Origin of the sequence: Streptomyces sp. NPDC001594 (assembly GCF_042893675.1) — a bacterium.
In the GTDB taxonomy this organism is placed as follows: domain Bacteria; phylum Actinomycetota; class Actinomycetes; order Streptomycetales; family Streptomycetaceae; genus Streptomyces.
Window position 1 is genome coordinate 1 of sequence record NZ_JBIAVB010000004.1, and the last position, 17521, is coordinate 17521.

The 17521-nt window shown below is 73.0% G+C and carries 17 protein-coding genes; 7 read left to right on the forward strand and 10 right to left on the reverse strand.

Annotated elements, in window-relative coordinates:
• Positions 1-194: 194 nt before the first annotated feature.
• The 7 genes from ACFY0O_RS08860 to ACFY0O_RS08890 form a co-directional block, all read right to left on the reverse strand.
• Positions 195-1817: a dipeptide ABC transporter ATP-binding protein gene (locus tag ACFY0O_RS08860; RefSeq protein WP_388944575.1), complete on the reverse strand. Its 1623-nt coding sequence runs from the start codon at positions 1815-1817 to the stop codon at positions 195-197.
• The gene (locus ACFY0O_RS08865) at positions 1814-2806 is read right to left on the reverse strand and encodes an ABC transporter permease (RefSeq protein WP_388944578.1); all 993 of its coding nucleotides are present in this window, start codon (positions 2804-2806) and stop codon (positions 1814-1816) included. The genes ACFY0O_RS08860 and ACFY0O_RS08865 overlap by 4 nt, the downstream gene beginning before the upstream one ends.
• The gene (locus ACFY0O_RS08870) at positions 2803-3786 is read right to left on the reverse strand and encodes an ABC transporter permease (protein WP_388944580.1); all 984 of its coding nucleotides are present in this window, start codon (positions 3784-3786) and stop codon (positions 2803-2805) included. The genes ACFY0O_RS08865 and ACFY0O_RS08870 overlap by 4 nt, the downstream gene beginning before the upstream one ends.
• Positions 3783-5525, reverse strand: coding sequence for an ABC transporter substrate-binding protein (locus ACFY0O_RS08875; protein ID WP_388944583.1), 1743 nt, complete (start codon positions 5523-5525; stop codon positions 3783-3785). The genes ACFY0O_RS08870 and ACFY0O_RS08875 overlap by 4 nt, the downstream gene beginning before the upstream one ends.
• A gap of 185 nt (positions 5526-5710) precedes the next feature.
• Positions 5711-5806 (reverse strand): Ms4533A family Cys-rich leader peptide, encoded by a 96-nt coding sequence (locus ACFY0O_RS08880; protein ID WP_312847459.1) that lies wholly within the window; start codon positions 5804-5806, stop codon positions 5711-5713.
• Positions 5807-5875: 69 nt separating this feature from the next.
• The gene (locus ACFY0O_RS08885; protein WP_388944586.1) at positions 5876-7456 is read right to left on the reverse strand and encodes a DUF3152 domain-containing protein; all 1581 of its coding nucleotides are present in this window, start codon (positions 7454-7456) and stop codon (positions 5876-5878) included.
• 4 nt (positions 7457-7460) lie between these two features.
• On the reverse strand, positions 7461-8456 hold the full coding sequence (locus ACFY0O_RS08890) for an alpha/beta fold hydrolase (protein ID WP_388944589.1): 996 nt from the start codon (positions 8454-8456) through the stop codon (positions 7461-7463).
• 129 nt (positions 8457-8585) lie between these two features.
• Between ACFY0O_RS08890 and ACFY0O_RS08895 the strand changes: the two genes are divergently transcribed.
• The 4 genes from ACFY0O_RS08895 (at position 8586) to ACFY0O_RS08910 (ending at position 10379) form a co-directional block, all read left to right on the forward strand.
• Entirely contained in the window at positions 8586-8801 is a 216-nt protein-coding gene (locus ACFY0O_RS08895; protein WP_388944591.1) for a hypothetical protein, read from the forward strand.
• Between the two features lie 157 nt (positions 8802-8958).
• Entirely contained in the window at positions 8959-9597 is a 639-nt protein-coding gene (locus ACFY0O_RS08900; RefSeq protein ID WP_007266374.1) for a TetR/AcrR family transcriptional regulator, read from the forward strand.
• A 134-nt stretch (positions 9598-9731) separates the two neighbouring features.
• Complete coding sequence (locus ACFY0O_RS08905) at positions 9732-9959, forward strand: DUF3107 domain-containing protein (RefSeq protein ID WP_358894305.1); 228 nt, start codon at positions 9732-9734, stop codon at positions 9957-9959.
• Positions 9960-10076: 117 nt separating this feature from the next.
• On the forward strand, positions 10077-10379 hold the full coding sequence (locus tag ACFY0O_RS08910; protein WP_388944594.1) for a hypothetical protein: 303 nt from the start codon (positions 10077-10079) through the stop codon (positions 10377-10379).
• A 75-nt stretch (positions 10380-10454) separates the two neighbouring features.
• Here ACFY0O_RS08910 and ACFY0O_RS08915 read toward each other — a convergent pair whose 3' ends face one another.
• Positions 10455-11213 (reverse strand): ferritin-like fold-containing protein, encoded by a 759-nt coding sequence (locus ACFY0O_RS08915; protein ID WP_358894304.1) that lies wholly within the window; start codon positions 11211-11213, stop codon positions 10455-10457.
• Positions 11214-11703: 490 nt separating this feature from the next.
• Here ACFY0O_RS08915 and ACFY0O_RS08920 point away from each other — a divergent pair, with 490 nt between their 5' ends.
• From ACFY0O_RS08920 to ACFY0O_RS08930, 3 genes are all read left to right on the forward strand, one after another.
• Positions 11704-13704 carry a DEAD/DEAH box helicase gene (locus ACFY0O_RS08920; RefSeq protein WP_388944597.1) on the forward strand — a complete coding sequence of 667 codons (2001 nt, stop codon included), beginning with the start codon at positions 11704-11706 and terminating at the stop codon, positions 13702-13704.
• A gap of 109 nt (positions 13705-13813) precedes the next feature.
• Complete coding sequence (locus ACFY0O_RS08925; RefSeq protein ID WP_388944600.1) at positions 13814-14674, forward strand: alpha/beta fold hydrolase; 861 nt, start codon at positions 13814-13816, stop codon at positions 14672-14674.
• Between the two features lie 95 nt (positions 14675-14769).
• Positions 14770-14922, forward strand: a complete 153-nt coding sequence (locus tag ACFY0O_RS08930) for a hypothetical protein (RefSeq protein ID WP_007266367.1) — start codon at positions 14770-14772, stop codon at positions 14920-14922.
• A 59-nt stretch (positions 14923-14981) separates the two neighbouring features.
• On the opposite strand, the gene ACFY0O_RS08935 is transcribed toward ACFY0O_RS08930, so the two are convergent.
• Positions 14982-15587 carry a MarC family protein gene (locus ACFY0O_RS08935; protein WP_358894301.1) on the reverse strand — a complete coding sequence of 202 codons (606 nt, stop codon included), beginning with the start codon at positions 15585-15587 and terminating at the stop codon, positions 14982-14984.
• 105 nt (positions 15588-15692) lie between these two features.
• Positions 15693-16559, reverse strand: coding sequence for a PHP domain-containing protein (locus tag ACFY0O_RS08940; RefSeq protein WP_388944603.1), 867 nt, complete (start codon positions 16557-16559; stop codon positions 15693-15695).
• Positions 16560-17521 lie beyond the last annotated feature (962 nt).

Genomic DNA, 17521 nt, shown 5'->3' on the forward strand with positions numbered 1-17521 from the left:
ATCTTACCTCTCAGGCCCGCCCCCCCCCTGGGCCCCGGCGCGCGTGGGAGTGGCTGGTTTTCGGCCCCCCCTTTCCCCCCCCCCCCCCCCCCGCTGGGGGGGGGGGGGGGGGGCGCGCCCCCCCCCCCCACCGGAAGGGGTGAAGACTCGTAACTTTCCCGTACGGTTCGCGTTCGAGCGCGGTAGGAAAGGCGTTACGCGTACACCTCCTGGCGGGCCGACCGGCGCCGGGCGGCGAGCCGCGGGTCCAGGACCGGCACGGCGTCCAGGAGCTGCCGGGTGTACGGGTGCGCGGGACGGCCGTACACCTCGTCCACCGGCCCCTCCTCCACGATCCGGCCGGCGCGCATGACGGCGACCCGGTCGCTGACCTGCCGGACCACCGCCAGGTCGTGGGCGATGAAGACCAGGGCGATGCCCAGTTCCCGCTGGATCTCCGCCAGCAGGGCGGTGACCTGGGCCTGGGTGGTGACGTCCAGGGCGGAGACGGGTTCGTCGCAGACGATCAGCCGGGGCCGGGGGGCCAGGGCGCGGGCGATGCCGACGCGCTGGCGCTGGCCGCCGCTGAACTCGTGCGGGTAGCGGTCGTAGTGGCCGGGCTCCAGGCCGACCCTGGTCAGGAGCTCCTCGACCCGTGCGCGGACGGCGGCCCCGTCGCGCTCCCCGGCCGCGCGCAGGGGGTCGGCGATGGACGCGCCGATGCTGCGGCGGGGGTTGAGGGAGGAGACCGGGTCCTGGAAGACCATCTGGGCGCCGGGGGCGATGCCGGTGGTGGGGGTGCCGGCGTGGCGGACCTCGCCGGAGGTGGGGGGCAGGAGGCCGACGAGGAGGCGGCCCAGGGTGCTCTTGCCGCTGCCGCTCTCGCCGACGATGCCGAGGGTTTCTCCCGGGTGCAGGGTGAGTGACACGTCCTCCACGGCCGTGAGCTTGCGCCTGCCGCGGCCGAACTCCTTGCGCAGGGCGGAGGCTTCGACCGTCGGGGCGTCCCCGCGGGCTCGGCCGGCAGGCCGGTCGTACGGTGCGTCGAGGCGCGGCACCGCCGACAGCAGGGCGCGGGTGTACGGCGCCGACGGGGCGGTGAGGACCTCCCCCACGGGGCCGCGTTCCACCACCCGTCCCTCCCGCATCACCAGCAGGGCGTCCACGCTTTCCGCCGCCACGCCCACGTCGTGCGTGACGAGGAGCAGGGCGAGGCCGTGTTCCTCGCGCAGGCCGTGGAGGAGGTCGAGGATCTGGGCCTGGACGGTGACGTCGAGGGCGGTGGTCGGTTCGTCGGCGATCAGGAGGCGGGGTTCGCAGGCCAGGGCCATCGCGATGAGGGCGCGCTGGCGCATGCCGCCGCTGAACTCGTGCGGGCGGGCGCGGGAGCGGCGGGCGGCGTCGGGGATGCCGACCCGGTCGAGGACCTCGACGGCGCGGGCCCGGGCGGCCCGGCGGGTCGTGGCGGTGTGGACGCGGTGGACCTCGGCGATCTGGTCGCCGATGGCGTGGTAGGGGTCCAGGGAGGTCAAGGGGTCCTGGAAGACCATGGCGGCCGTCCCGCCCCGCAGGGTGCGCAGGGCGGCCGGGGTGGCGGTGGCCACGTCGGTGCCGGCGACCCGGACGGTGCCGGTCAGGCGGGCGCCCGTGCCCCGGTGGAGGCCGAGGAGGGCGGCCGCCACCGTGGACTTGCCGCTGCCGGACTCGCCGACGATGCCCAGGGCCCGCCCGGGCTCCAGGGTGAAGGAGACCCCGTCGACGGCCCGTACGTACGCGCCGGCGGGCCCGACGGGGAAGTCGACGGTGAGGTCGGTGACGTCCACCAGGTGGTCGGTCATGTCAGGGTCACCCTTCGGTCGGCGAGGGCGTACAGGAGGTCGGCGACGGCGCCGGCGAGGACCACGGCGGTGCCGATGGCGAGGACGACGCCGACGACCACGGGCAGGTCCACGACCCGTACGCCGTCGATGAGGGTCTTGCCGAGGCCGGGGATGCCGAAGAGCGATTCGGTCAGCACCGCGCCGCCGATCATCGTGCCGAAGTCGACGGCGCTGAGGGCGATCACGGGGGCGACGGCCCCGCGCACCGCGTGCCGGGTGACGATCGTGCGCTCCCCCACCCCGTAGGCGCGGAAGGTGCGGATGTGGTCCTCGGCCAGGGTCTCCAGGGTGGAGCTGCGGGTGAGCCGGGCGTACTTGGCGCTCTCGAAGACGCCGAGGGTGGCCCACGGCAGCAGCAGGTTCCACGCCCACTGCTCGGGGTCCTCTCCGAAGGGCACGTACGTCGGGAAGGGCAGCCACTGGAGGTAGGCGCAGACGGCCATGAGCAGCAGCAGCCCGAGGATGAAGACGGGGGTGCCGGTGGCGGCCAGGGTCAGGACGGTGAGGACCCGTTCGGTGATCCCGCCCCGGCGGAGCGCCGAGAGGAGTCCGGTGCCGACGCCGACGACGAGCCAGATCACGAGGGCGCCCAGGGCGAGGGAGAAGGTGGCGGGCAGCCGGTCCAGCAGGAGTTCGGTGACCTGCCGGTCGTTCTGGTAGGAGAAGCCGAGGCAGGGCGCGTCGCAGTGCAGGACCAGTCCGGCGCCGCCGGAGTAGTCGCGGCCGGCCACCAGCCCCTGGAGGAAGTGCAGGTACTGGGTGACGACGGGGTCGTTCAGCCCGAGCTGCTCGCGGACCTGGGCGATCTGCTGCGGGTTGCAGCGTTCGCCGCAGGCCAGGCGGGCGGGGTCGCCGGGGGCGACGTAGAAGAGGGCGTAGACGAGGACGGACAGGGCCAGGAGGACGAGGAGGGCGCTGCCGAGGCGTCTGAGCGCGAAGGCGGTCATGCGGCGTTCTCCTTTCCGGTGCCGACCCGCAGGCGCGAGCCCTCGCGCGGGTCGAGGGCGGTGCGGATGCCGTCGCCGAGGACGGTGAAGGCCAGCACGGTGACGAAGAGCAGCCCGGCGGGGAGCAGGACGCAGGCGGGGTCGGCGCGGAACCAGGTCTGGGCGCCGGAGAGCATCTGCCCCCAGGACGGGGTGGGCGGTTTGACGCCGACACCGAGGAAGGAGAGGGAGGCCTCGACCACCATGTTGGTCGGGACCCTGAGGGCGGCCAGGGTGATGACGGGGGCGGCCAGCGAGGGCAGGAGCTCCCGGCGGGCGATCCGCAGCCGGCTGTTTCCGGCGAGCCGGGCGGCCTCCACGAAGTCCAGGCCCCGCAGCGAGAGGGTCTGGGCGCGGACCAGGCGGGCGGTGCCGCCCCAGTCGAGGATGCCGATGACGAGGACCAGCAGCAGCGGGCGCGGGAAGTCGGGCGGGACGACGGCGGTGAGCGCGATGGCCAGGACCAGCATGGGCAGGGCGATCATCACGTCGGTGGCCCCGCCGATGAGTCGTCCCAGCAGGGGGCTGCCGAGGGCCGCGGTGATCCCGGCGGTGACGCCGACGCACACCTGGACGACGGTGGCGCCGAGGGAGACGAGCAGGGAGACCTGCGCTCCGTACAGCAGGCGGGTGAACAGGTCGCGGCCGGTGCCGGGTTCGACGCCGAGCCAGTGGTCGGCGGAGATCCCGCCGAAGGAGCCGAGGGGGACGCCGCCGCGGGCCGAGTCCACGAGCTCGTCGTGGTAGGCGTTCGGGTCCTGGCCGGTGAGGTGGGCGAGCAGGGGTGCGGCGAGGGCGAGGAGGACGAGGAGGGCCAGGACGGCGGTGGCCGCGAGGGCGGACGGACGCCCGCGCAGCCACCGCCGGACCCGGCGGCCGGCGCCCTCGGCCGGGGCGGGGGCCCCGTTCGCGGATGCCGGCCGGTCGAGGAACGTGCTCACTTGACGGCGACCTGCGAGACGTCGAGGACACCGGTCCAGTCGCTGATGACGACGTTCTTGACGTCCTTGCCGACGAGCCGCTTGTAGACCGGGTGGAAGAGGGGGACGGCGAGGGCCTGCTCGCCGATCTTCTTGTCGAGGGCGCCCCAGCGCTTTCCGGCGGCGGCGAGGTCGGTGAGCTTGGCGATCTCGTCGATCTCGGCGTTCACGGCCGGGTCGTTGAGCTGGGCGTGGTTGTAGTTGGAGCCGTGGGTGACGATCTGGCGGCCGTCGTAGATCGGGGCGAGGAAGGGGCCGCCGGAGGGCCAGTCGGCGCCCCAGCGGGAGAGGAAGAAGCCGGGGGTGTTCCCGGCGTCCCAGCGGCGCTCGTTGAAGGCGTTGTTCTCCAGGCCTTCGAGCTTGACGGTGATGCCGGCGGCGGCGAGGGCCTGCTGGACGGCGGTGGCGATCTCGGGGCCGGTCTGGCGGTTCTGGGCGTTGGAGTGGGTGAGGGTGACGGTCAGGCCGTCGGGGAAGCCCGCCTCCTTCAGGAGCTCCTTGGCCTTGGCCGGGTTCCCGGTCTTGCCGGCCGGGAAGTGGTCGTAGGGCGTGTAGCCGAAGGCCTCGCGCTCGGGGAGGAAGGTGGTGGCCGGCTCGGCGAGGGCGGAACCGCCGGCGGCGTTGACCACGCTGGTGCGGTTGATCGCGTACGAGATGGCCTGGCGGACCTTCGGGTTGTCGAAGGGGGCGACCTTCGGGTTGAAGGCCAGGTAGTTGACGTAGCCGAAGTGGCCGGTGCCGACGCGGGAGGCGAGTTGCTTGTTGTCGCCGATCTGGGCGAGTTCGGCGGGGCCGAGGTTGGTGTCGGTGGTGACGGCGGCGGCGTCGGGGCCGGAGCTGGTGGTCAGCCGCTGGTTGATGACGGCGGCGTCGAGTCCGGAGCGGACGTCGATCCGGTCCGGGTAGGCCTTGCGCTCCTCGTCGGTCTTCGGGTCCCAGTGCTCGTTGCGCTCCAGGAGGAGGGTCTCTCCGTCGCCGGTGTTCTTGACGACCTTGTACGGGCCGGAGGAGACCGGGTGCTCCTCGTACTTGACGCCGGTGTCCTTGGCCTTGGGGACGGGGGCGAACTGGGTCTGGGTCGCGAGGAAGGGGAACTCGCCCTCGGGCTTGCGGAGTTTGAAGACGATGGTCCTGGCGTCGGGGACCACGATGGAGTCGAGGCCCTTTCCGCCGTCCTTGTAGGGGCCCTCGTAGGTCTCCCCGCCGACGAGCCAGTCGCGCAGGTAGGGGGCGCCGCCGGAGAGTTCGGCGGCGAAGGAGCGCTCGATGCCGTACTTGATGTCGGCGGTGGTGATCGGGCTGCCGTCCTCGTACGTGAGGCCGTCCTTGAGGGTGTACGTCCACTCGGTGGCGTCGGCGTTGGGCTTGCCGAGGTCGGTGGCGAGGTCGGGCACGACCTTGGCGCCGGCGGGGCCGTCCTCGCGGTTGCGGGTGGTGAGGGTGCGGAAGACCAGCGAGGGGATGTTGCCGCCGCCGGAGGTGTAGAGGCGGGCGGGGTCGAAGTCGTTCTGCGGTTCGTTGTTGAGGACGGTCAGGGTGCCGCCCTTCTGCGGGGCGCCGGCGGCACCGGGCTTGCCGGAGGACTCGCCGCCGGAGCCGCCCGCCGCGTCCTCGGGGCCGCAGGCGGCGGCGCCCCCGGCCAGTACGAGGCTGACGGCGAGCGCGGCGACGCGGCGCGATATGTGGGACTGACGGGCCATGACGGAAGGGACCTCTCGGCGTGAAGGGGTACGGAAGCCACGCGAGGGGCGACGACGGGTGATCACCGGCGGCCGGCGGGAGCCGGGGGCCGGGAAAAGGGGAAGCCGCGCCTGCGGGCAAGGGAGATGCCCGGGCGCGACGGAACCAGAAGGAGAAAAAGGGGGTCGCGGCGCTCAGGCTGGCGCTAGCGACAGAAGATGTCGGCCACGCTGTGCGCGGCCACACCGAGGAGCGCCAGCTCTATGGCGGCGCTCGCGGCGGAGGTGTGGCGGTGCGACATGCGGAGAACAATTACCGATCATCGAACGGCTGTCAACGCGCGTACCGGCCACTCCTCCGCCCGGTGCGGTCAATTCCCGGGATACACCCAGGGATTGGGAAGGCAATGGACGTTGTCGATGTCGAGGGATTTCGTCTGCTGCTGCATGATCGGCGCGAGGGAGCCCGCCTTGGTGCAGCTCACGTGCCCGTGCCCGAGGCGGTGGCCGACCTCGTGGTTGATGAGCATCTGCCGGTAGGCGAACATCTGGTCGACGCCGTAGGTCGGTGAGCCCTGTCCCCACCGGAACGCGTTGATCATCACGCGTTCGGTGCTGGCGGAGTCGCAGGAGACGTTGTCGATCGTGGTGTCCAGGTCGGACTTGGCGCACCACGCGCCGGTGGTGCCGGGACTGGCCAGGGTGATGACGAAGTCGGCCTTGCCCTCGGGCACCCGTTCGAAGGTCATGTCCCCGTCGTGGGCCCAGCTGCGCGGGTCGTTGAGGGTGCGCTGGACGGCTTCCGCGAAGAGCTGCGGGTCCATGGCCAGGCCCTGTTCGACGTCGACCCGGTAGCGCACGACCTTGCCCTTGCCGGGTGCCTTGGCGATGCCGGGGACGGTGTCGAAGGTGCCGGGGCCGGTGAGCTTGGCGTCGACGGGCAGCTGCTGCGCCATCTGCTGTTCGTACGTCGCGGGCTGCGCGGGCGGCGGGGAGGCCGGGGTGGGGCGGCCGTCGGAGCGGGAGGCGGCCTTGTCGCCGACGGCCCGCTGGGTGCCGTCGCCCCCGGCGGTGTGCGCGCCGGAGGCGACCGGGTCGCCCTCGGTGGTGACCTGGCCGGCGACGACCACGGCGAGCGCGGCGGTGACGGCCAGGGCGGCGACGCCGGTGTAGATGCGCGTTCGCGTGCCGCGGGGCTTCGGGGGGAGGCCGGCGTCGGGCGCCGGGGGCGTGCGGGGGCCGGGTACGCGGCGGTGCGAGCCGGTGGAGGTGACGGCGTCGGGTGCGGGGGCCGGGGGCTCCTCGGCGATCCGGGGGAGGCCGGCCGCGGGGGTCTCGGAGGCCGGGCCGCCGGTGTCCCGGGGCGCGGGCGCGGTGGGCGCCGCGGCGCGCGGGGTCCCGCGCCAGTCGCCGTACCGGCCGGCGGGGGCCGGGCCGGTCCCCCAGGCGCCGCCCTGTTCACGCTGCTCGGGGTGGCCGGAGGGGCGGGCGGCGGGCGGGGCGTGCCCCTGGTGGACGACGGTGGGCTCGGCGGCCCGCCGCCGCCCGCGCGGCTCCCCGTACCCGGCGGGCGCGTCCGGCGCGGGCCCGGAGGACCGGGGCTGCGGCTGGTGTCCGCGGGGAGCCGAGGGCTGCGGCGCGGGCTCCTGGGGCCGAGAGGGGCGCTGCTCGTGCGCCCGGCCGGACGGCCACGGCTCGTGCGGGCGGCCGGTCCGGGGCTCCGGCTCGTACCAGTCGGCCTGGTGGGGCTGCTCGTACGGGTGGGCCGGGTGGGGCTGCTGCTCGTACGGGTCGGCCGGGTACGGGTCGGCCGAGTGGGGCCGCGGCTCGTACGGGGCGGCCGGGTACGGGTCGGCGGCGTACGGCTCGGGTGCGTACAGGCCGTCCGGGCCGGTCTCGTACGGCGACGGCGCGGGTGCGGCCGCGGGGGTCTTGCGACTATGTCGTCCCACGTCTTCAGCCCTTGCCGTCTGCGGTATCTCGGTCGGTGTCCCCGGCGGCGGTGTCGCGCAGCAGCTCCCGGAAGGCGGCGGCCACCACCTCCGGGTACTCCATCATCGCCACGTGCCCGGCCTCGGGCAGGGTCAGCAGCCGCGAACCCCGGAAGGCCGCGGCGGCCTTGCGCGCCATACGGTACGAGACCAGTTGGTCCCGGCCACCGTAGACCAGCAGGGTCGGCGCGAGCACGCGCTGCGCCTGGCGCCACAGCCCGTGTTGCCCGCCGAGGGTGTAGGCGTCGACGATCCCGCGCGAGGAACGGCTCATCGCCTCCCAGAAGTACGGCAGGGCCATGCGCCGTTCCATCTCCTCCACGGCGTGGGCGAAGCCTTCCGGTGTCACCCGTGAGGGGTCTCCGTAACAGAGGTCCGTCACCCCACGGGTGCGCTGCTCGGCCGTCAGGTGCCGGGTGAGGCGCACGAAGAGGGCCGGCACGCCGGGCAGGGCGAGGAGGGCGGTGGGCACGGCCGAGCTCTGCACGCGCAGCTCGGGCAGGGCCGGCGAGACCAGCGTCAGGGTGCGCACGAGGTCGGGGCGGACGGCCGCGACGCGGGTGGAGACGGCGCCGCCGAGGGAGTTGCCGAACAGGTGCACCGGTCCGCGTCCGGCGGCGTCGAGGTGGCGGATGACGGCGCGGGCCAGGGCGGTGACCGAGTAGTCGCGGTCGGCGGGCGGCGGGGACCAGCCGAAGCCGGGCAGGTCGACCGCCTCGCCGTCGACGCCGTCGGCGAGCTGCTCCATGAGCGCGGACCAGTTCTGGGAGGAACCGCCGAGTCCGTGCACGAACAGCGCGGGCGGCAGCCCCTCCCGCTGCGGTGGCCGGAAACGTACGTTCATCTCCAGGCCCGGCAGCGCGACGGTGCGCAGCCCCTCCCCTTCGGCCACCCGGACGGCCCCCACCTGGGAGGTCGGCTCGGCGGTGGACCGTACGCCCGGCAGCTCGGTCGAAGACATGGGCCAATGTTACGAGACGATCACGCTCACCCCCGGGCGTTCCCTTGTGTTGGCGGTCACAAGACCGCCTGGCGGCGGGCTGCCGATCCTCCTAGGCTCGTAGGAGGACCAGCGAAGGAGGGGAGCGCAATGACTGTCGACCCTGGCGAACCGGACACCTTCCGGGGGCGGCTCGGGGAGCCGCTCGACACCGAGGCCCCGGAGGCGGACGCCGCGGAGCAGCTCACCGACATCCGTCCGGAGGAGGACGACCCGCTCACCGGCGGGGACCGGGGCGAGGCGCCGGAGGCGGACGCCGCGGAGCAGGCCCGGGTCGTGCCCCTGGACGAGGAGGACTACCGCTGACAGCATCTGCCAGGCGCTGACCAGCGGGTCAGGGGTGTGTCCGGGCCGTCCGTACCGCGAGAAAACCAGGCTTGAACCCACCAGATTCGGTTACCGAAAAGTACGATGGCGGCGCGGCGCAGAGCGCACTGTGTTCTTAGAGAAAGTGGGAGGCGGCGTGACAGCCATCGAGCAGACCGAGGCAGCGCGTCCGCGGGGTACGCGGCTGCCGCGCCGTGCCCGGCGCAACCAGTTGCTGGGCGCTGCCCAGGAGGTGTTCGTCGCGCAGGGCTACCACGCCGCGGCGATGGACGACATCGCGGAGCGGGCGGGCGTCAGCAAGCCGGTGCTGTACCAGCACTTCCCCGGCAAGCTCGACCTCTACCTGGCGCTGCTGGACCAGCACTGCGAGAACCTGCTGCAGGCGGTGCGCGGGGCGCTGGAGTCCACGAGCGACAACAAGCTGCGCGTGGCGGCGACCATGGACGCCTACTTCGCGTACGTGGAGGACGAGGGTGGCGCGTTCCGGCTGGTGTTCGAGTCGGACCTGACGAACGAACCGGCGGTGCGCGAGCGCGTCGACCGCGTGTCGCTGCAGTGCGCGGAGGCCATCTCCGACGTGATCGCCGAGGACACGGGGCTGTCGAAGGACGAGTCGATGCTGCTGGCCGTCGGCCTGGGCGGGGTCTCGCAGGTCGTGGCCCGGTACTGGCTGTCGAGCGAGAGCCCGGTGGCCCGGGACACGGCGGTGGGCCTGCTGACCTCGCTCGCCTGGCGCGGCATCGCCGGTTTCCCGCTGCACGGCACGGAGGCCTGACGGGAAGGGCCTGACCGGCCGCTGTTCGCTGCGAGCGTGTCCGCCGCGAGCCGATCGTGTCCCCTCACCGGGCTAATGTGGACCGCGTACGGCGCGGCTGATCGCGCGAACCGGACCGTCGGAGGGACAAAGCCGTGGAGGTCAAGATCGGCGTGCAGCACGCACCCCGGGAGATCGTGCTGGAGAGCGGCCTGAGCGCCGAGGAGCTGGAGAGCATCATCGCCGATGCGCTGACCGGCACCGCGCCGCTGCTGAGCCTGACCGACGTCAAGGGCCGCAAGGTCCTGGTGCCGTCCGACCGTCTGGCGTACGTCGACCTCGGCGAGCCGGCGCAGCGCAAGGTCGGCTTCGGGGCGCTCTGAGGCACTCGAGTACGAGTGGAACGGCCCGGCGGACGCATCCGCCGGGCCGTTTCCGTTTCTTCCGCTTCGGGTAGGACCGCAGTGACCCGGTTTGCCCTGACGTAGGGGAGTGACCAGATGATGCTGATGGAGGCCGTCGGATCCGGTCTGCTGGGCCTGGCCCTCGCGGGCGTGGCCGTGCGGGTCCTCGCGAAACGACTGCCCTCCACCAGAACGGTGCTGGTCAGCGGCGTGGCTGGGGCCCTCTTCGGGGCTTACCTGACGCACATGTCGCTGGGGCCGGGGCACAACACCCTGTTCGCGACCCTGCTCGGCGGGCTCGGCGTGTCGGCCGTCGTGCTGTCCCTGCTGCTGCGTCCGGCGTCCGGCGGCGGCGGGGGTCCGCGCCGCCCTCCGTTTTCGCTTCCGTCGCGCGGCTGAGCGGCGTCGGCCGCCGGCATGGCGCGACCGGCCGCCGTGAGCCCGCGGCCTGAGTGCGGCCGGACCCGTGCATCCCTAGGCGGCGAGCCCCAGGGCCGCCATCCGCTTGGTGTGGGCCTTGGTGATCCGGGTGAACATCTCGCCGACGGCCGCCAGGTCGAAGCCGGCCGCCATCCCGTCCACGCCGCCGACCAGCATGGTGGAGAGCGCGTCGCGCTCCGCGACCACGCGCTGGGCCTGCGAGAGGGCCTCGCCCATCAGGCGGCGCGCCCACAGCGCGAGCCGGCCGCCGACGCGCGGGTCGGCCTCGATCGCGGCGCGGACCTTCTCCACGGCGAAGCCGCCGTGGCCCGTGTCGTCGAGGACGCCGACGACCAGGGCGCGGGTGTCGGTGTCGAGGTGGGTGGCGACCTCGCGGTAGAAGTCGCTGGCGATCGAGTCGCCGACGTACGCCTTGACCAGGCCCTCCAGCCAGTCCGAGGGGGCGGTCTGGCGGTGGAAGTCGTCCACGCCCTTGGCGAAGGGCTCCATCGCGGCCGTCGGCTCGGCGTCGATCGCGGCGAGCCGGTCGCGCAGCCGCTCGAAGTGGTGGAACTCGGCGGAGGCCATCTTCGCCAGCTCCGCCTTGTCGCCCAGGGTGGGCGCGAGCTTCGCGTCCTCCGCCAGGCGCTCGAAGGCCGCGAGCTCGCCGTACGCCAGCGCGCCGAGGAGGTCCACGACGGCGGCCCGGTACTGCGGGGAGGCGGAGGCGGTCGCCCAGTCCTGGGCGGCGATGCCCTGCGCCCCGGCCTGGGCGTTGTCGTCGGCGGGAGATGCGTTTTCAACGGTCGACATGCTCCGCACAATAGCCCGCCGAAAGGCGGGACAACTCACCACTCCTACGTGCTCCCGCTCCGTGTAAACCCGCCTACGTGGTGAATTCACCCGACACAGCTGCGCGATTCCGGGGTACAGTGGTAATGCGCCTGCCGAATACTCGGCGGGCCATCCGAATGAGGATGCCCGGTCGGTGGCCCGATCGGCTCCACCCGACCGCCCTCGGCGCGGCGAGTACGCCCATGCGTACCGCCTCCACGAGGGGCCCCCTCAGCGGCAAGAGCGCCTGAGCGATGGCAGTGGTCCCGCGCAGCTTCGTACGACCCTCCCGGTCTCCGGGTGGGCGCAGTACCGCAAGCCCGGCACGGTAGGACCCCCCTCGCCGCCTCGCGCCGCGTCTCACAGAAGAGGCAGCACCCTGACTACGTTCCGAGAACTCGGGATCTTCCCCGAGACCGCCGAGGCCCTGGAAGCCGTCGGCATCGTTTCCCCGTTCCCGATCCAGGAGATGACCCTCCCCGTAGCCCTCTCGGGCTCGGACGTCATCGGCCAGGCCAAGACCGGCACCGGCAAGACGCTGGGCTTCGGCCTCCCCCTGCTGGAGCGGGTCGTCGTCCCCGCGGACATCGAGGCGGGCCGGGCCCAGCCCGAGCAGCTGACCAACGCCCCGCAGGCCCTCGTGGTGGTTCCGACCCGCGAGCTGTGCACCCAGGTCACCAACGACCTGCTGACCGCGGGCAAGGTCCGCAACGTCCGCGTCCTCGCCATATACGGCGGCCGCGCGTACGAGCCCCAGGTCGAGGCGCTCCAGAAGGGCGTCGACGTGATCGTCGGCACCCCGGGCCGCCTGCTGGACCTGGCCGGGCAGAAGAAGCTCGACCTGTCCCACGTCAAGGCCCTCGTCCTCGACGAGGCCGACGAGATGCTCGACCTGGGCTTCCTGCCCGACGTCGAGAAGATCATGAACCTGCTGCCGGCCAAGCGCCAGACGATGCTGTTCTCGGCGACCATGCCGGGCGCCGTCATCGGCCTCGCCCGCCGCTACATGTCGCAGCCGACGCACATCCGCGCCACCTCGCCCGAGGGCGAGGGCGTGACCGTCGCCAACATCAAGCAGCACGTCTTCCGCGCGCACAACATGGACAAGCCGGAGCTCCTCTCCCGCATCCTCCAGGCCGACGGCCGCGGGCTCGCGATGATCTTCTGCCGTACCAAGCGCACGGCGGCCGACATCGCCGAGCAGCTGGAGAAGCGCGGCTTCGCCTCCGGCGCCGTCCACGGCGACCTGGGCCAGGGCGCCCGCGAGCAGGCGCTGCGCGCGTTCCGCAACGGCAAGGTCGACGTGCTGGTCTGCACCGACGTCGCCGCCCGCGGCATCGACGTCGAGGGCGTGACCCACGTCATCAACTACCAGACGCCGGAAGACGAGAAGACCTTCCTGCACCGCGTCGGCCGCACCGGCCGCGCGGGCAACAAGGGCACCGCCGTCACCCTGGTCGACTGGGACGACATCCCGCGCTGGCAGCTGATCAACAAGGCGCTGGAGCTGGACTTCCACGACCCGGTCGAGACGTACTCCACCTCCCCGCACCTGTACGAGGAGCTGGGCATCCCGGCCGGCACCAAGGGCATCCTGCCGCGCGCCGAGCGCACGCGGGCCGGCCTGAAGGCCGAGGAGCTGGAGGACCTGGGCGAGACCGGCGGGCGCGGTGGCCGTGGCGGCCGCGGCGCGGCCGCTCCGGCCGAGGAGCGTTCCTCCGGTCCCCGTACGCCGCGCCAGCGCCGCCGCACCCGTGGCGGTTCGGAGCTGGGCGCCGAGGTCGAGGCCGCCGCCGTGGCGACCCCGGCCGCCGAGGCTCCCGCCGACGACGAGGCGCGCCGCCCGCGCCGCCGCCGCACCCGGCTGACGGCCGCGGCCGTCGCCGCGGTGAACGAGGCCGAGGCTCCGGCCGTGGCGGCGCCGGTCGTCGAGGCCCCCGTGGCCGAGGCGCCGGTGGCCGAGGCTCCGGTCGCGGCCGAGGAGGCGCCGGTGGTCAAGCCGCGCCGCACCCGGACCCGCAAGGCCGCCGCCGAGGCCCCGGTCGCAGAGGTCGTCGTGGCCGAAGCCCCCGTGGCCGAGGCCCCGGTCGTGGCCGAGGAGGCCCCGGCCGCGCCGCGCCGCACCCGGACCCGCAAGGCCGCCACCGAGGCGCCGGTCGTGGAGATCGTCGTGGCCGAGGAGGCTCCGGCCCAGCCGAAGCGCACCCGGACACGCAAGGCCGCCGTCGTGGAGGCCCCGGCCGCGGAGGCCCCCGCGGCCGCCGCCCCGGCCGTCGCCGAGGCGCCGGTCCGGCAGCGCCGGGTCCCGACCCGCAAGGCCGTCCCGACCCCGATCCCGGCCGTGGTCATCGACGAGGCGCCCGTCGCGCCCCGCCGCCGGACCCGCAAGGTGGCCGCCCAGGCCTCCGAGCCGCAGTTCCAGATCGCCCCGCCGACCGAGCCGGCCCGCACGACCCGCCGCTTCCGCTAGGCACCCCGGGCGCACGGCCCCGGTCCCCTTCCGAGGGGGCCGGGGCCGTCCTCGTACCCGGGCGGAGCCGTCCTCGTAGCCGGGCTTACGGGCCGGTAACCTCGGCGCCATGAGCAAGCCGCCGCGCCTCACCCTGCCCCCCGCCGCCCGCGCGCACCGCCTCACCACCTCGCGCGGCGAGTTCGCCGTGCACGAGGCGGGCGAGCCCGTGCACGGCACCGCCCTGCTGGTCCCGGGGTTCACGGGCAGCAAGGAGGACTTCATCGCCCTGCTGGAGCCCCTGGCCGCCGCCGGGTTCCGGGTGGTCGCCGTCGACGGGCGCGGCCAGCACGAGAGCCCCGGCCCGCGCGAGGAGTCCGCGTACGAACTCCACGAGCTCGCCCTCGACCTCCTGTCCCAGGCCACGGCCCTGGACGCCCCCGGCCCCCTCCACCTGGTGGGCCACTCCCTGGGCGGCCTGGTCTCCCGCGCCGCGGTCCTGCGCGACCCCTCCCCCTTCGCCTCCCTCACCCTGATGAGCAGCGGCCCCGCCGCGATCACGGAGGAGCAGCAGGCCCGCACGAAACTGCTCGTGGCGGCACTGGAGGCCATGCGCGACGACATGTCCGCCATCTGGGAGGCCATGCGCGCCCAGGACCCGGCGGACGCCGTCCCCGACTCCCCCGAACTGGCCGCGTTCCTGCGCGACCGCTGGCTGGCCACCGTCCCCGAGCAGCTGATCACCACCGGCCGGATCCTGGTCTCGGAGCCGGACCGGGTGGCGGAGCTGGCGGCGGTCCCGCTGCCGAAGCTGGTCCTGTCCGGGGTGGTGGACTACGCCTGGCCGGTCTCCCTCATGGACGAGATGGCCGCCCGCCTGACCGCTTCGCGCATCGTCATCGAAGGCGCCGAACACTCCCCGAACGCGGAGAACCCCCAGCTCACGGCCGCTTCTCTAGCCACCTTCTGGCGATCCTTGACCACGCAGTAGTTAGCTAAGGAAAAAATTTCCTTAGCGTAGGGAATGTTTCTGAAGGGCGCCTGGTTGAACCCTGTGCAAGGAGAACACCGACGAAGGGAGAAGCCGTGCGCTTCGAGATTCTGCGCCTGGACGACGTCGACGGAACCGCCGTGGACAGCACCGTCGTGGACGCGGCCTCCGTCAACCGGATCGTGCAGCAGGCGGCCGCCATCGGCCAGCGCATCCTGATCCGACCGGCCGAGAGTGCGTCCTCCTGATGCTTCCCGAAACGCCCCCGTACCGATCCGGTACGGGGGCGTTCGCATGCGGGGCCGGGTCAGGCGCCGCGGACGACCTGGAGCACGCCGTTGATGATCTGCTGCACGGCGATGGCCGACAGCATCATGCCGGCGAGGCGGGTCACCAGGACGACGCCGCCGTCCTTGATGATCCGGATGATCACCAGCGAGTAGCGCATGGTCAGCCAGAGCACCACGTGCATCGCGGCGATGGCCGTCCACACCGAGAGCTGCCCGCCGAACCCGTCGGCCTTCTGCACGGCCAGGATGACGGAGACGATCGCACCGGGGCCGGCCAGCAGCGGCATGCCCAGCGGAACGAGGGCGACGTTGACGTCCTTGGTCTGCTTGGGCTCGTCCGTCTTGCCCGTGAGCAGGTCGAGCGCGATCAGCAGGAGCAGCAGACCGCCGGCGATCATCAGTGCCGGCACGGAGACGTGCAGGTAGTCGAGGATCTGCTGGCCGCAGATGCCGAAGGTGGCGATCACACCGAAGGCGACGCAGACGGCCTGCCAGGCCATACGGCGCTGCACCTTGGCCGGGCGGCCCGAGGTCAGCGCGAGGAAGATCGGAGTGATGCCCGGCGGGTCCATAATCACAAAAAGCGTGAGAAAAAGGGATCCGAAGACAGCGAAATCGAACACAGTGATGCCTTGCATAGAGAGGTGTTACGAAAAAGGGCGAGGAGAAGGCGCGGAGAAGGGCGCCCGTGGGCGCGGCGACCGCGGTGTCCACGGCGGTCGGCGGCGTCAGGCGCGGGCGTCTCCACCGGCGCCCGGGACGGGGAAGGCCCCCGTCGCCCGGCGCGTGATCTCGCCGTAGATCTCGGGGTCGGTGGTGTACTCCCCGAGACGGCAGGTCTTGCGGCTGCCGTGGTAGTCGCTGGAACCGGTGGTCAGCAGACCGAGGTCCCCGGCCAGTCCGCGCAGGCGCGCGCGGGTGTCGGTGTCGTGGTCCATGTGGTCGACCTCGATACCGTCCAGACCCGCGGCCGCGAGGGCGGCTATCGCCTCCTCGGGCACGCAGACGCCGCGCTTGACGGCGGCGGGGTGCGCGAAGACGGTGACCCCGCCGGCCGCCTTGACCAGGCGGATGGCGTCGAAGGGGTCGAGCTCGTGCTTCTCGGCGTACGCGCGGCCGCCGTCGGCGAGCCAGTCCGCGGTGAACGCGTCGGAGACGGTGGGGACGACCCCCAGCTCGACCATGGCGGTCGCGATGTGCGGCCGCCCGACGGAACCGTCCCCGGCGATCCGGGCCACCTGCTCCCAGGTCACGCCGACACCGAGCTCCTGGAGCTTGCCGACCATGGCCTGGGCCCTGGGGGTCCGGTCGTCCCGCACGAGCTCCCGCTCACGGGCGAGCTCGGGCTCCTGCGGATCGAAGAGGTAGGCCAACATGTGCAGCCCGACCCCGTCGAGCCGGCAGGACAGCTCGGCCCCGGTGACCAGCGTGAGGCCCCGCGGCACGGCCGCGACGGCCTCGGCGTATCCCCCGACGGTGTCGTGATCGGTCAGCGCCACCACGTCCAGCCCGGCCGCGGCGGCATTGCGCACCAGCTCGGCGGGGGTGTCGGTCCCGTCGGAAGCCGTGGAGTGGGCGTGCAGATCGATGCGCACAGCCGGACTCCAGGATTCAGACGGACGAAGGGGACACTCCAGGGTACAGGGCGGCGTCTGCCCCACCCGCCTCCCGGCGGGGCCTGCCCCACCAGGGCGGCACCGGAAGGCCCGGCGGTATGGGGGAGGGTCGGGACCTCAGCAAACGGTCTCAGAGCTGCCTTGGGGCTTTCCCGTCAGTCCCACTGTCCTTCCGGTTCGGGCCGGCCTGTCAAGGGCGCTCCCTCCGGTCGCGTCGCTCCGCGATGGCCTTCGGCCACCCTTGACAGCCCGTCCCGCCCCGGAAAGACAAGGACTGCCGGGAAACCCCCAAAGGAACGGGACGGATGTACCTTGACCATCCGGCTCCCTCAGCGATGAGGCGGGGTGGCCGCGCGCCGCCTCGCCGGGCATCCGGCCCCCATGCATGCCATTCGGGGCCGCCCTCCGCGTCAGATCGCTACGCGCTTCTCCCGTCTCAGCGTCTACCAGCCGCCTGGGGCTGCTGCTGTCACCAAAGGACGACGGATTCGTCATCCAGCGCCGGTGGGCGCCCCAGATCGCTACGCGCTCCTCCCGTCGCAGCGTCTACCAGCCGCCTGGGGCTGATAGACGCACCAAAGGCCGACGGAATGAGCATCCGAAGCCGCCAGGCGCATCAGATCGCTACGCGCTGCCCATTTTTCGGCGGCGAGCTGCCGTCCTGGGCTGATACCTGCACCAAATGACGAACAGGACGGCATCCGGGCTCGCGGGGCGCGGCAGATCGCTACGCGCTCCTCAAATCTCGGCGTCGAACCACCGTCCGGGGCTGGTGACCGCACCAAAAGCCGATCCGCAGAGCATCCCGGCCCAAGACGGCCGCCGGACGCCGAGAAAAGAGGAGCGCGTAGCGATCTGGCGCGGAGGGCGGCCCCCGATGACGAATGCGTCGTCCTTTGGCGACAGCAGCAACCCCGGACGGGTCGCAGCCGCTAAGAAAT

What these genes read in the sequence shown, in the direction of transcription:
- ACFY0O_RS08925 (WP_388944600.1), top strand. Translation starts at nt 13,814, where the DNA reads ATGAGCAAGCCGCCGCGCCTCACCCTGCCCCCCGCCGCCCGCGCGCAC.
- ACFY0O_RS08890 (WP_388944589.1), bottom strand. Translation starts at nt 8,456, where the DNA reads ATGTCTTCGACCGAGCTGCCGGGCGTACGGTCCACCGCCGAGCCGACC.
- ACFY0O_RS08915 (WP_358894304.1), bottom strand. Translation starts at nt 11,213, where the DNA reads ATGTCGACCGTTGAAAACGCATCTCCCGCCGACGACAACGCCCAGGCC.
- ACFY0O_RS08860 (WP_388944575.1), bottom strand. Translation starts at nt 1,817, where the DNA reads ATGACCGACCACCTGGTGGACGTCACCGACCTCACCGTCGACTTCCCC.
- ACFY0O_RS08895 (WP_388944591.1), top strand. Translation starts at nt 8,586, where the DNA reads ATGACTGTCGACCCTGGCGAACCGGACACCTTCCGGGGGCGGCTCGGG.
- ACFY0O_RS08920 (WP_388944597.1), top strand. Translation starts at nt 11,704, where the DNA reads ATGACCCTCCCCGTAGCCCTCTCGGGCTCGGACGTCATCGGCCAGGCC.
- ACFY0O_RS08880 (WP_312847459.1), bottom strand. Translation starts at nt 5,806, where the DNA reads ATGTCGCACCGCCACACCTCCGCCGCGAGCGCCGCCATAGAGCTGGCG.
- ACFY0O_RS08865 (WP_388944578.1), bottom strand. Translation starts at nt 2,806, where the DNA reads ATGACCGCCTTCGCGCTCAGACGCCTCGGCAGCGCCCTCCTCGTCCTC.
- ACFY0O_RS08875 (WP_388944583.1), bottom strand. Translation starts at nt 5,525, where the DNA reads ATGGCCCGTCAGTCCCACATATCGCGCCGCGTCGCCGCGCTCGCCGTC.
- ACFY0O_RS08910 (WP_388944594.1), top strand. Translation starts at nt 10,077, where the DNA reads ATGATGCTGATGGAGGCCGTCGGATCCGGTCTGCTGGGCCTGGCCCTC.